This is a genomic window from Serratia sp. CY47444 (genome assembly GCF_052168635.1).
GTDB classification, from domain to species: Bacteria; Pseudomonadota; Gammaproteobacteria; order Enterobacterales; family Enterobacteriaceae; genus Serratia; species Serratia bockelmannii.
Window position 1 is genome coordinate 68,506 of record NZ_JBJNMH010000008.1, and the last position, 13,047, is coordinate 81,552.

Consider the following 13,047-nt stretch of genomic DNA (forward strand, 5'->3'; position numbering starts at 1 on the left):
TTTATAGTAATAAAGTTTATGGCGCGGGCAGTCTATGCCGCTCGGGAGCCCGACTCAAGCGCATTTCGCTAACATTCCGTTAATTAAAAATCAACGTGATATGCAGGGTCTTTTGCTATTTTGAGATGTAGCGCGCAAAATGGATGAACTCTGCACAAACTGATGATTTTTTGGCGCCAAACATGCTGATTTGGCGGCTTTTTCAACGCTTGATTCAGTAATTCAATTTAGCCGTTGACAGCTTTGAATGGGTTTCATATTATGCGCCCCGTTCACAGCACAAAGTGATTGTGGAACGGGGCTATAGCTCAGCTGGGAGAGCGCTTGCATGGCATGCAAGAGGTCGACGGTTCGATCCCGTCTAGCTCCACCAACCTTCTTCTCAGAGAGGTTGGGGAATACCGTAACGCCGGTCAACGCGTACCACTTTTGTGGGGCTATAGCTCAGCTGGGAGAGCGCTTGCATGGCATGCAAGAGGTCGACGGTTCGATCCCGTCTAGCTCCACCACCATTTAAAAAGCCGACCTTAGGGTCGGCTTTTTGCTTTTCGTCATTTATCCTTCGCCGAATGCCAAGCAATAAAAAAGGCGCCCGCAGGCGCCTTGTTATCGTCGTCGGTTCGAGGCTTAGCCCAGCACCAGACCCGCGATGGAAGCGGACAGGATGCTGACCAGCGTAGAGCCGTACACCAGCTTCAGACCAAAGCGCGACACCACGTTGCCCTGGTGTTCGTTCAGGCCCTTGATCGCACCGGCCACGATGCCGATGGAAGAGAAGTTGGCGAAGGACACCAGGAACACCGACAGGATCCCCAGGCTGCGCGGCGACAGCTCGGCAGAGACTTTCTGCAGCTCCATCATGGCCACGAATTCGTTGGAAACCAGCTTGGTCGCCATGATGCTGCCGACCTGCAGGGCTTCGTGTTTAGGAATGCCCATGATCCAGGCGAACGGATAGAAGAAGTAACCGAGGATTTCCTGGAAGCTCAGGCCGAAGATAGCGCTGAATACGCCATTGAGCGCGGCGATCAGGGCGATGAAACCAATCAGCATCGCGGCGACGATAATCGCTACTTTGAAGCCGGCCAGGATGTATTCACCCAGCATTTCGAAGAAGCTCTGGCCTTCGTGCAGATTGCCCAGATGCAGCTCTTCTTCTTTATTGGTATCGTACGGGTTGACCAACGACAGCACGATAAAGGTGCTGAACATGTTCAATACCAGTGCCGCCACCACGAACTTGGCGTCCAGCATGGTCATGTAGGCGCCGACGATAGACATGGACACCGTAGACATTGCGGTTGCCGCCATGGTGTACATGCGCTTTTCCGACATCTTGCCCAGGATATCCTTGTAGGCGATGAAGTTTTCGGATTGGCCCAGGATCAGCGAGCTGACGGCGTTGAACGACTCCAGCTTGCCCATGCCGTTCACTTTCGACAGCACGGTACCGATAATGCGGATGATGAAAGGCAGCACTTTGATGTACTGCAGAATACCGATCAGCGCCGAAATGAAGACGATCGGGCACAGCACCTTCAGGAAGAAGAACGCCAGGCCTTTGTCGCCCATGCCGCCGAACACGAAATCAGTCCCTTGTCCCGCAAACCCGAGCAGTTTGTCAAACAGCGCGGCGAATCCTTTTACGAAGCCCAAACCCGCTTCCGAATGCAGGAAAAAGTAGGCCAGCAGTACTTCGATAACCAGTAATTGAATAACATAGCGAATGCGGATGCTTTTACGATCGCGGCACACCAACAGGGCCAGGATCGCCACCACTACTATCGCCAACGCAAAGTGCGCAATATGGGACATGTTTGCTCCAAATTTGAGGCAGGCTGAATTTCGGCTGTCATTTTATGTAACGCTACGTTTAAAAACGAGACTTCTATTGCAAATATGGAAAATCATAGCGGGAATTCTCCTAAAGTGTTGCGCAAAAGCATAAAAAATCAAGATGTTAACGCAGAGATAGGAAATTCGTATTCTTGTGCTAACCTGTCTTTCAGGGGTATTGCAGCTAAAATCCCATCCCAAAAGCACGGAAATCGGCATGCTTGGTGTCGGACCCTTCGATAAAACCATTAATGTTGGCTATTACAGAGATAAGTTTTACCGCTCTAAATGCGCTTGATAATTATTATCATTTATATAGAGTGGAGATAAACGTAATTTCAGTAAGGGTTCAACATATGCTGAACAGTCGCGTGGTTGAAACCACCCCCGGTCGCTCCGCCAGAAAAATCAAACTCTCGCTGATGGGGCCCGCCTTCATCGCCGCTATCGGCTATATCGATCCCGGCAACTTCGCCACCAACATCCAGGCCGGCGCCTCGTTCGGCTACAGCCTGCTGTGGGTGGTGGTCTGGGCCAACGTGATGGCGATGCTGATCCAACTGTTGTCTGCCAAGCTGGGCATCGCCACCGGGAAAAACCTGGCCGAGCATATTCGCGATCGCTTTCCGCGGCCGGCGGTGTGGGCCTATTGGGTGCAGGCGGAGATCATCGCCATGGCGACCGATCTGGCCGAGTTTATCGGCGCGGCGATCGGCTTCAAACTGCTGCTCGGGATTTCCCTGTTGCAGGGCGCGGTGCTGACCGGCATCGCCACCTTTTTAATTCTGATGCTGCAAAAACGCGGGCAAAAGCCGCTGGAACGGGTGATTGGCGGCCTGCTGCTGTTCGTCGCCGCCGCTTACATCGTCGAGCTGGCATTCTCTCAGCCGCAGTTTGCGCCGTTGCTGAAGGGGATGGCGCTGCCCGATCTGCCCAACGGTGACGCGGTATTTCTGGCCGCCGGGGTATTGGGTGCCACCATCATGCCGCACGTGATCTATCTGCATTCGTCGCTTACCCAAGTCGGCGGTGAGCACGATAAGGGGGAGCGCTATGCCGCCACCAAAGTCGACGTCGCCGTCGCCATGACCATCGCCGGTTTCGTCAACCTGGCGATGATGGCCACTGCCGCCGCCGCGTTTCATTTCAGCGGCCACAGCGGCATCGCCGATCTCGACGTGGCTTACCTGACGCTGCAGCCGCTGCTCGGGCAAGCCGCCGCCACCGTGTTTGGCCTGAGCCTGGTGGCCGCCGGTCTCTCCTCTACCGTGGTGGGCACGCTGGCGGGGCAGGTGGTGATGCAGGGGTTTGTGCATTTCCATATCCCGCTGTGGCTGCGTCGCGCGGTGACCATGCTGCCGTCGTTTATCGTTATCATGCTGGGAATGGACGCCACGCGCATTCTGGTGCTGAGCCAGGTGCTGCTCAGCTTCGGCATTGCGCTGGCGCTGGTGCCGCTGCTGGCTTTCACCGGTAATCGGGCGCTGATGGGGGAAATGGTCAACGGCCCGCTGGTGCAAAACCTGGGCAAGCTGATCGTACTGGTGGTGGTGGGATTGAACGGCTACCTGCTGATCGGCAGCGTGCTGTAGGCAAAAAAAACGCGGGCCGGCATTACGCCGGCCCGTCGTCGTTAATCGCGGTCGTCATCGCCGTGGCGGCGCCAGCGATCGCGGTCATGATCGTGGTGGTGCTTTTTCTCTTTCTTCCAATGGTGCTTATCGTAATGCTTGTCGTATTTACGATAGCGTCCTTCATGATAGTAATAGTGTTTGCGCCAGTAGTCGCGGTCGCGCCAGCGATAGCCGTCCCAGTAGTAACCGCGACGGCTGCGGTCGCCGAGATAGCGCCCCTGATGGCCTTGCCACCAGTCGCGATCGCGCCAGTCGTAACCGTCCCAGTAACGGCCGCGATTGTCCTGATCGCCGATGCGCAGTGAAACGCCCGGCATCAGATCGATGCTGATCCCTTCGGCGTGTGCTTGCTGTGCGGCGGGTAGTACCGTCGCCGCCAAGATGGCGGCCAAGAGCAGAGGTTTAAACATGGCTTCTCCTTCCCGCTTGCGCGGCTTGGCCGTTTGTCACTTTATGAAGCGCGTTCATCAGTTTAAAAAAGCGGCCTTATCGTTATTTTGCTGCAATATCGGCATCATAGCGCCAGCGCATAGGGTTGAATCTGAGAGCCACTCTGAAAACGGTGCGGGAGTTCAAGATTTGAGATTTTTCTGGGGTCTCGCCGCTCGATTGAGCGGCGGAATTTGTAAACGATTACAATAAGATTTTCTCGATCTGCGCGAGCTCTTCTTCACTGAAGTGACGATTGGCCAGCATGCCCACCGCGTCTTCTATCTGCGCATTCTTACTGGCGCCGATCAGCACCGAGGTAACGCGATCGCCGCGCAGCACCCAGGCCAGCGCCATCTGCGACAGCTTCTGCCCGCGTTGCCGCGCCAGCGCATCGAGGCGGCGCACCTTGTCCAGCCGCTCGTCGGTCAACTGCTCCGGCTGCAGGAAGCGGCTGCCGCTGGCGGCGCGGGAATCTTGCGGGACGCCGTGCAGGTAGCGGTCGGTCAGCAGGCCGCCCGCCAGCGGCGAGAAGGCGATCGACCCGACGCCATGCTCCGCCAATGTATCCAGCAATCCCGCCTCCGGCGTGCGTTCCAACATCGAATACTTGGGCTGGTGGATCACGCACGGCGTACCGAGCCGCTGCAGAATGTCGAACGCCTGCCGCGCGCGCTCGGCCGGGTAGTTGGACAGGCCGACATACAGCGCTTTGCCCTGGCGCACCAACAAATCCAGCGCCGCCATGGTTTCTTCCAGCGGCGTGTCTGGATCCGGCCGGTGGTGGTAAAAGATATCCACATACTCCAATCCCATGCGCTTCAGGCTCTGATCGAGGCTGGCGACCAGGTACTTTTTCGAACCCCAATCGCCGTAGGGGCCGGGCCACATGGTGTAACCGGCTTTGGATGAGACGATCAGCTCGTCGCGCCAGGCCCGCAGATCGGCGTTAAGAATGCGGCCAAAGTTCTCCTCGGCGGCGCCGGGCGGCGGGCCGTAGTTATTGGCTAAATCGAAATGGGTAATGCCGCGATCGAAGGCGCAGCGGATCAGACCGCGGGCGTTGTCATACAGCGTGGCGTCACCGAAGTTGTGCCACAGCCCGAGCGAGACGGCGGGCAGCTTCAGCCCGCTGCGGCCGCAGCGCCGGTATTCCATATCTTGATAACGCGAGGGGGAGGCTTGGTAGGACATAGTTATCCTTGTCGGCGAGAGATAAAGTGCTTTGAGTGTATACGTTTCCACGCTGCACTGCCGCGGGAGCGATCACAGCGCCGGCATGTAACGTCAGGTTGCCGATCGATGTCGGCGCGTTTGTTCGAAATTTGAGCGGCATCTTCGATAATTAAGATAATCGCTCCAGCTGCAGACAGGTGATGATCATGACTCAGACCTATACGGTGGCCGATTATCTTCTCGATCGTCTGGCCCAAATCGGCATCCGTCATTTCTTCGGCGTGCCGGGGGATTACAACCTGCAATTTCTTGATCATGTTCTCGCTCATCCGCAAATCACCTGGGTAGGCTGCGCCAACGAATTGAACGCCGCCTACGCCGCCGATGGCTACGCGCGCTGCAAACCGGCGGCCGCGCTGCTCACCACGTTTGGCGTCGGCGAGCTAAGCGCGTTGAACGGGGTGGCCGGCAGCTACGCCGAATACCTGCCGGTGATCCACGTGGTCGGCACCCCGGCGCAGCGCGCCCAGCGCGCCGGTGATTTGTTGCATCATTCGCTGGGGGATGGCGACTTCACCCACTTCGCCCGGATCGCCAAAGAGGTGACCGTCGCGCAGGCCAATCTGACCGCCGATAACGCCGCGATGGAGATAGACCGCCTGATCGGCGTCGCCTTGCTGGAACATCGCCCGGTTTATCTGATGTTGCCCAGCGACGTCGCGCAGGCGCCGCTGCCGAGTAAACCGGCGCCGCTGATGCTGCGCCAGGCCAAACTGTCGCAGAACGCATTGCAGGCATTTATCGCCGCGGCGCGCGAAAAGCTGCTGTCGGCGCGGCGAGTGTCATTGTTGGCGGATTTCCTGGCCGATCGCTTCGGCGCCGAAGGGGCGCTGGACGAGTGGCTGCAGGAGGTCGACATTCCGCACGCTACGCTGCTGCTCGGCAAGGGCGTGCTGGATGAAAACCGCGCCGGTTTTGTCGGTACCTACTGCGGTAGCGCCAGCGATCCGGCGGTGAAACAGCTTATCGAAAACGCCGATGTGGTGATCAGCGTCGGGGTGCGTTTGACCGACACCATTACCGCCGGTTTCACGCATCATCTGCCGGTGGAAAAATGCATCGATATTCAGCCGTTCGAAGCCTGGGTTGGGCGGCGGTGTTTTAGCCGCATCCCGATGCGCGAGGCGGTACAGGCGCTGCATCGCCTGAGTCTGTCGCTGGCGTCGCGTTGGCCGTTGCCGCCGATCGTCCGCCCGGCCCTGCCGGAAGGCAATGGGGAAGGGTTGGATCAGCACGCCTTCTGGCGGCAGATACAGGATTTCCTGCGGCCGGGGGATATCGTGCTGGCCGATCAGGGCACCGCCTGTTTCGGCGCGGCGGCGCTGACGTTGCCTCGCGGCTGCCGGCTGATCGTGCAGTCGCTCTGGGGATCGATCGGCTATACCCTGCCGGCGACGTTCGGCGTGCAGACTGCCGAACCGCAGCGCCGGGCAGTATTGCTGATCGGCGACGGCGCCGCGCAGTTGACCGTGCAGGAACTGGGATCGATGCTGCGCGACGGGCTTAAGCCGGTGATCTTCGTGCTGAACAATCAGGGGTATACCGTTGAACGCGCGATCCACGGGCCGGAGCAACGTTATAACGACATCGCGCGCTGGAACTGGACGCAGCTGCCGTCGGCGTTGGCCGGTGAGCGGCCGGTGAAGGCGTTGCGGGTCAGCGATCCGGACGGATTGCGTCAGGCGCTGCGCGAGGTAGCGGACGACGAACGGCTGGCCTTCATCGAAGTGATGCTGCCGAAGATGGACATTCCGGAACTTCTCGATACCGTCTCCCGCGCCATTCAGGCGCGCAACGCCGCCGCTTAGGGCAGGGTATCGCCCAGTAGGCGCTCCAGCATCCAGAACCCCGCCGGGCCCGGCGGGGTCAGTTTGGACCATACCGCATCCACCGAAATCAGTTTTGGCCAGCCGCGCGGCCGCAGCTGGGTGAGCCTGCCGTGGCCGTATTGCTGCACCAGCCAGTGCGGCAACACTGCCCAACCGAATCCTTGTTCCGCCATCTCCAGCAACAGCAGATAGCTGGGCGCCGACCAGACCAGGCCACCCTGTCTGGCCGCCTCGGCGCCGGTGTAGGTATTCAGGATCAGTTGGCGGGTGCTGGACAATTGCTCTGGCGTCGGCGCGGCGACCTGCGCCAGCGGATGCTGATGGGCGACGAACAGCCCCATTTCGGTCTGCTCAGGCAGCCGGGAGAAGGCGATATCCGGCGGATAACGTTTTTGCACTTCCACCATGCCCAAATGTGCGCGGCCGCTCTGCAGCAGATCGATAACGTCGCCTTCCTCGGCAATCATCCATTCCAGCTCAATTTCCGGGTAGCGCTGTTCGAACAGCTGCATCAACCGATCGTGATGCTTGGGCTGGTAGGTATCGGAAAACACCATGCTCAGGCGCGGTTCAACCTCGCCCGCCAGTTGAATGCTCAGGGCGTCGAGCCGTTCGCTGGCCGCGAGGATCGCCTGTACATGCCCCAGCACTTTGCGGCCGGCGGCGGTGAGCACCGGCTGGCGCGCGCTGCGATCGAACAGCGTCAATGCCAGGTCGGCCTCCAGATTGGCGATGGCGGTGCTGACGGTGGATTGGCTTTTACGCAGCTTGCGCGCGGCGGCGGAAAATGAGCCGAGGGCGGCGGCTTCCACGAACGCCTGTAACGCTTCCGGTGAATAGTGCATATGTATCTACTTTATCGATGGAACCTATTTTTAATCTACCCAAAAAAGCGATGATAATCACCTGGCTTTCGCAACAACTGTTGAAAAAAAGGTGATGTATGCAACTGCAAAACAAGTCTCTCATTGAACGTATCGTCCACGCCGTCGGTTTCGAGGCCATCGCCGTGATGGTTTGCGCCCCGCTGGGCGCGTGGCTGCTGAACCGCTCAATGGTGCAGGTCGGTGCGTTGGCGGTGATGCTCTCCACCGTCGCGATGCTGTGGAACATGGTTTACAACACGGTGTTCGACCGCCTGTGGCCGGTCAGCCGGGTGGTGCGTAACCTGAAGGTGCGTGCGCTGCACGCCGTCGGCTTTGAAGCCGGTTTTATCCTGATCGGCGTGCCGATCGCCGCCTGGATGCTGAGTATCTCCTGGGCGCAGGCGTTTATGCTGGAAATCGGTTTCTTCCTGTTCTTCCTGCCGTACACCATGGCCTATAACTGGCTGTACGACACGCTGCGCCAGCGCTGGTTCGAAGCGCGCCAGCCGATCAATTCCGGCGCCAAATAAGGCGTCGTCAGCCCGGCGATTCTCAGGTAAGGTCAGAGGATCGTCGGAAATGCTGAGGAACGAAGGATGAAAGTGTTGGGTCTGCTGGGCGGCATGAGTTGGGAATCCACCATTCCGTATTACCGCACCATCAACGAGCAGGTAAAGGCGCGCCTCGGCGGGCTGCATTCGGCCAAAATCGTGCTCTACAGCGTCGATTTTCAGGAAATTGAACGCTTGCAGCATCAGGGCGATTGGGATGGTGCCGGCCGGCTGCTGGCCGAGGCCGCCGTGGCTTTGCGCGCCGCCGGCGCCGAAGCCATCGTGATCTGCACCAACACCATGCACAAGGTGGCGGAGGCGGTCGAGCAGGCCAGCGGCCTGCCGCTGATTCACATCGCCGACGCCACGGCGCTGCAGGTGCGGGAAAAAAACATTCGCCGCGTCGGGCTGCTGGGTACGCGTTTTACCATGGAGCAGACCTTCTACCGCGGCCGCCTGCAGGAATTGCACGGCATTGATGTGGTGACGCCGGTCAGCGCCGATCGTGACATCGTGCACCGCATCATCTATGACGAGCTGTGCCTCGGTAACATTCGCGACGCCTCGCGCGATGAGTATCGCCGGATCATCAGCGACCTGGAGCAACAGGGCGCGCAGGGGATTATTTTCGGCTGCACCGAGATAGGGTTGTTGGTGAGTGAGCGGGATGCGTCGGTGCCGGTGTTCGACACCACCGCGATCCACGCCCGCGCTGCCGCCGCGTTCGCGCTGGACTAATCGTCGTGCGGCGGTTGCCGGCGGTTCACCAGCATCAGCGGTTTGCCTGCCAGCGTCAGCCAGGCGGGCAGCATCACGATGCATAAGACGGGCAGCAGGTGCAGATCCGGCACCACCGCCACTGCCATGAACAGGCTGAGCCAGCCGTCGCGCGTGACCACCAGCACCAGCCCCATAATGGCGCAGGAGACGGTGATCGCCGCCGGCACCGCCGGAACGTGCTGGTGCAGCATCAGCCCCAGCGCCACGCCGACGAACACTGCTGGGAAGATGCGCCCGCCGCGAAAGCCGCTGGCGGCGGCGATCACCAGCGCCGCCAGCTTGGTCAGGGTAACGGTCAACAGCGCCGGCACCGAATAGTTGCCGTCTGCCGCGAGGCGCTTCATTTCATCCAGCCCTTTGAACAGGGTAATCTCTCCGCCCACCAGCGCCAGCAGGCCCAGCACAAAGCCACCCAGTCCTAACATCAACACCGGATTCTTCATCGAATGGAACAGGCGGTGAACGTGTGGGAAGCACCACAGCGCCACCATGCCGAGCGCGATGGCGATCAGCGCCACGATGGCGCCGCTGAAGATGTCCGGCAGTCGCGTTACGTCGTAGGCGTCGAGCTGCAGGGCGAAATTGGGTACGAAGAACATCTGGGTGGTGACCGCGCCGGCGGCGGCGGCCACCAGCGGGGCGAACAGCCGATCCCACAGCGGCGTTTCGTTATTGCCCGCCAGGGTTTGCGAGAAGATCAGTGCGGCGGCGACCGGCGTGCCGAACATCGCGCCGATGGTGCCCGCGGCCGCCAGGATGATCCAGTCCATGCGCGGCACCTTCGGCAGCAGGCGCGCCCCCGCCGCCGCCACCAGCGCGATATTGATGGCGGTGATCGGGTTTTCCGGCCCCAGGCTGACGCCGCCGGCCAGGCCGACGATCAGCGCCAATCCCAGCCCCGGCAGGGCGGAGAGCGGCAGCGGCATGCCGATCAGCGATTCCGTCGCCGGATCCGGCCCGGCGTGGCCCGGCATGTAGCGCACGATCAGGCCGACCGCCACGCCGGTCAGCGTCAGCATGCCGAGCGGCCACCAGGGTGCCTGGGCATCCAGGCTCAGCGCGTCGGGCAGCGTCACCCACAGCCATTGCTGCAGCGTAGCGGCGACTTTCATCATCAATAGCAGCACCAGACTGGAGGCGGAACCGATAATCAGCGCAGGCAAAGCAAAGGCCAACATGGCATTGGCGCGCGGATGCAGCATGGATAATCCCTTGTCGATGCCTCCATGCAGGGCAGGGAGAGCGGGTGGTTGGGCAGTGGCCACAGCTTGCCAGACTATCGGCGCGCAGGCACGCATTGATATTGCCCGGCGTCGATGACGGTTAACAGTCGCGGCGGCGCGTTTTTTGCCGCAATTTGTTTCAAATCGCGGCATCACGGGCAAGCTGAAACGTTTTTTGTGATCCGGATCGCTATTGGGGCGCAGATCCGAGGCGGGTGATTGTTGTTTTCGCAGCAGGATTTTACAGTGTGGGCAGCTTTTTATTTTTCATTTTGCGGAGACGAAATCAATGACCTATGCCCTCGTGGGTGATGTTGGCGGCACCAATGCCCGCCTGGCGTTGTGCACTGTTGCGACGGGTGAGATTACCCAGGCGAAAACCTATTCCGGCCTGGAGTTCGACAGCCTGGAGGCGGTGATCCGCCACTACCTGAAAGCGTGCGATATCGAGGTGCAGGACGCCTGTATCGCGATCGCCTGCCCGGTGACGGAAGACTGGGTCGCGATGACCAACCACAGCTGGGCGTTCTCTATCAAAGAAATGAAGGCCAACCTGGGGTTGAGTCATCTGGAAGTGATCAACGATTTCACCGCCGTCTCGATGGCGATCCCGATGCTCTCGCCGGACGACGTGCTGCAGTTTGGCGGCGGCGATGCGCAGCCGGGCAAACCGATCGCGGTGTACGGCGCCGGCACCGGGCTGGGCGTTGCCCACCTGGTGCAGGTCGATCGCCGCTGGGTCAGCCTGCCGGGCGAGGGCGGCCATGTCGATTTCGCACCGAACAGCGAAGAAGAAGACATTATTCTGGAGGTGCTGCGCGGTGAAGTGGGGCACGTTTCCGCCGAGCGCGTGCTGTCCGGGCCGGGCCTGGTCAACCTGTATCGCGCCATCGTCAAGGCGGACAACCGCCTGCCGGAGAAACTGGAGCCGAAGGACATTACCGAGCGGGCGCTGGCCGACAGCTGCATCGACTGCCGCCGTGCGCTGTCGCTGTTTTGCGTGATCATGGGGCGCTTCGGCGGCAACCTGGCGCTGAATCTGGGCACCTTTGGCGGCGTGTACATCGCCGGCGGCATCGTGCCGCGCTTTATGGAATTCTTCAAGGCCTCGGGCTTCCGCGCCGCTTTCGAAGACAAGGGGCGCTTCCGCGACTATGTGCGAGACATTCCGGTGTTCATGATAACCCATGGCCAACCGGGCCTGCTGGGGGCCGGCGCGCATCTGCGCCAGACGCTGGGCATGCAGCTGTAAGCAACGCGGCGGCACGATAAAAAAAGGGGCGCAATCCGCAGATTGCGCCCCTTGTCGTTTTCGTGGGGTATCAGGCTTTGGCCAGCTCCGCCGTTTGGGCGGTTTCTACCGTTTCCGCTGCCACCGCCTTCGGCGCTTTGATGAACAGCGTAATCAGCAGAGAAGCGGCGGACAGGACGCCAATCACCATAAAGGTGGCGTGGAAGCCGCCGAAGTATTTGGCGACGAACGAACCGGCCAGCGCGCCCAGGCCGAAGCCCTGGTAGATGATGCCGTAGTTCTTGCTGTGGTTTTTCAGGCCGAAGAAGTCGCCGACAATCGCCGGGAACACGGTGATGTTGCCGCCGAAGCAGAAGGCCACCGCGCCGACGCAGATGAAGAACAGCGTGTGGTTCAGAGTCATGAAGCTCAGGGCGACAATCGCCAGCACGGTAACCAGCATGGTGAAGCTGATGACGCGCATGCGGCCCACTTTATCGGACAGCGTACCCAGGATGATGCGGCCGGCGGTGTTGAAGATGGCGACGGCGGACACGGTGTTGGCGGCGGTGGCCAAGTCCATCCCGGCCAGTTGAACGCCCATGTCTTTCACGATGCCAATCAGATACAGACCGCTCATGCAGGCAGCGAAGAAGATGGTGAACAGCAGGTAGGCTTCTTTGGTGGCCAGCATCTGACGCACGCTGTAGTCGTTACCCAGACCGTTGGCGCCTGGCTGTGCGGCGTTGGTCGCCAGCACCGGCTCTTTCAGCAGCAGGGAGCCGACGACGATCAGGCCCATCACGATGGCACCCCAGTAGAAGAAGGCACCGGAAACGCCGACGTCGGCGATCAGGGCGGCGTTGACGTATTTGAACAGCAGGCTACCGCTGCCGAAGGCGCCGACGGAGATGCCGGAAATCAGGCCTTTGTTGGCGGGGAACCACTTAATCAGGTTGGACAGGGTGGAGATGTAGGCGATACCGACCGCAAAGCCCACCACCACGCCGGCCAGCAGGTAAATCATGTCAAGCGAGCTGACGTGGGCGCTGGCGATGAGACCCAGGCCGACCAGGATGCCGGAACACAGCGTCAGATTGCGGATGCCGAAGCGTTCTTGTAGCTTGCCGGCGAACAGCGTGGCGAAGGCCAGGAAGAAGCTGGTGATGGAGAAGGTGGTGGCGACGTCTGCCAGCCCCCAGTGGAACTTGTCGACCAGCGGCTGGTTGAACAGGCTCCAGGTGTAGATGGTGCCCAGACCCATCTGACAGATGATGGTGCCGAGAACGATTAAGCTGCGATTTGCCGGTTTGGTGTTCATGGCCGGTCTCCTTCCTGTGTGTGCGTTGCCGGGCGTGAGCCGTTGGCTGAAATTTGCGGGGTGAATCTGTGTTCCCGCGGTATGGGCTTATTATATGGCCGGCACCCCCGG

11 protein-coding genes and 2 tRNA genes are annotated in these 13,047 nt (G+C 60.2%); 7 read left to right on the forward strand and 6 right to left on the reverse strand.

Annotated features, from left to right (window positions below; all coding sequences use genetic code 11):
- The first annotated feature begins 297 nt into the window (after positions 1-297).
- A tRNA-Ala gene (locus ACJ8IL_RS12705) sits at positions 298-373 on the forward strand.
- A gap of 60 nt (positions 374-433) precedes the next feature.
- Positions 434-509: transfer RNA gene (locus tag ACJ8IL_RS12710), tRNA-Ala, on the forward strand.
- A 118-nt stretch (positions 510-627) separates the two neighbouring features.
- Here the strand turns inward: ACJ8IL_RS12710 and ACJ8IL_RS12715 are convergent.
- Positions 628-1,815, reverse strand: coding sequence for a NupC/NupG family nucleoside CNT transporter (locus ACJ8IL_RS12715; protein ID WP_004936373.1), 1,188 nt, complete (start codon positions 1,813-1,815; stop codon positions 628-630).
- Between the two features lie 377 nt (positions 1,816-2,192).
- Here ACJ8IL_RS12715 and ACJ8IL_RS12720 point away from each other — a divergent pair, with 377 nt between their 5' ends.
- A complete protein-coding gene (locus ACJ8IL_RS12720) occupies positions 2,193-3,428 on the forward strand; it encodes an Nramp family divalent metal transporter (protein ID WP_197811630.1) in 1,236 nt (411 codons plus the stop codon).
- A gap of 41 nt (positions 3,429-3,469) precedes the next feature.
- Here ACJ8IL_RS12720 and ACJ8IL_RS12725 read toward each other — a convergent pair whose 3' ends face one another.
- Positions 3,470-3,880: a DUF2502 domain-containing protein gene (locus tag ACJ8IL_RS12725; protein ID WP_025303761.1), complete on the reverse strand. Its 411-nt coding sequence runs from the start codon at positions 3,878-3,880 to the stop codon at positions 3,470-3,472.
- Positions 3,881-4,103: 223 nt separating this feature from the next.
- On the reverse strand, positions 4,104-5,093 hold the full coding sequence (gene mgrA, locus ACJ8IL_RS12730) for an L-glyceraldehyde 3-phosphate reductase (protein WP_197811629.1): 990 nt from the start codon (positions 5,091-5,093) through the stop codon (positions 4,104-4,106).
- Positions 5,094-5,281: 188 nt separating this feature from the next.
- Between mgrA and ACJ8IL_RS12735 the strand changes: the two genes are divergently transcribed.
- Positions 5,282-6,943, forward strand: a complete 1,662-nt coding sequence (locus ACJ8IL_RS12735) for an alpha-keto acid decarboxylase family protein (RefSeq protein WP_142591490.1) — start codon at positions 5,282-5,284, stop codon at positions 6,941-6,943.
- Here ACJ8IL_RS12735 and ACJ8IL_RS12740 read toward each other — a convergent pair.
- Positions 6,940-7,809 carry a LysR family transcriptional regulator gene (locus ACJ8IL_RS12740; protein ID WP_025303758.1) on the reverse strand — a complete coding sequence of 290 codons (870 nt, stop codon included), beginning with the start codon at positions 7,807-7,809 and terminating at the stop codon, positions 6,940-6,942. The genes ACJ8IL_RS12735 and ACJ8IL_RS12740 overlap by 4 nt on opposite strands.
- A 98-nt stretch (positions 7,810-7,907) precedes the next feature.
- Here ACJ8IL_RS12740 and ACJ8IL_RS12745 point away from each other — a divergent pair, with 98 nt between their 5' ends.
- Together ACJ8IL_RS12745 and ACJ8IL_RS12750 are read left to right on the forward strand one after the other, a co-directional pair.
- Positions 7,908-8,360, forward strand: a complete 453-nt coding sequence (locus ACJ8IL_RS12745; RefSeq protein ID WP_016926809.1) for a multidrug/biocide efflux PACE transporter — start codon at positions 7,908-7,910, stop codon at positions 8,358-8,360.
- A gap of 66 nt (positions 8,361-8,426) precedes the next feature.
- Complete coding sequence (locus tag ACJ8IL_RS12750; protein WP_025303756.1) at positions 8,427-9,119, forward strand: aspartate/glutamate racemase family protein; 693 nt, start codon at positions 8,427-8,429, stop codon at positions 9,117-9,119.
- Here the strand turns inward: ACJ8IL_RS12750 and ACJ8IL_RS12755 are convergent.
- A complete protein-coding gene (locus ACJ8IL_RS12755; RefSeq protein ID WP_025303755.1) occupies positions 9,116-10,363 on the reverse strand; it encodes an ion channel protein in 1,248 nt (415 codons plus the stop codon). The two genes, ACJ8IL_RS12750 and ACJ8IL_RS12755, sit on opposite strands and share 4 nt — an antisense overlap.
- A gap of 310 nt (positions 10,364-10,673) precedes the next feature.
- On the opposite strand from ACJ8IL_RS12755, the gene glk reads away from it, so the two are divergent.
- Positions 10,674-11,636 carry a glucokinase gene (gene glk / locus ACJ8IL_RS12760; RefSeq protein WP_025303754.1) on the forward strand — a complete coding sequence of 321 codons (963 nt, stop codon included), beginning with the start codon at positions 10,674-10,676 and terminating at the stop codon, positions 11,634-11,636.
- A 70-nt stretch (positions 11,637-11,706) separates the two neighbouring features.
- On the opposite strand, the gene ACJ8IL_RS12765 is transcribed toward glk, so the two are convergent.
- Positions 11,707-12,936: an L-lactate MFS transporter gene (locus ACJ8IL_RS12765; RefSeq protein ID WP_025303753.1), complete on the reverse strand. Its 1,230-nt coding sequence runs from the start codon at positions 12,934-12,936 to the stop codon at positions 11,707-11,709.
- Between the last annotated feature and the right edge of the window lie 111 nt (positions 12,937-13,047).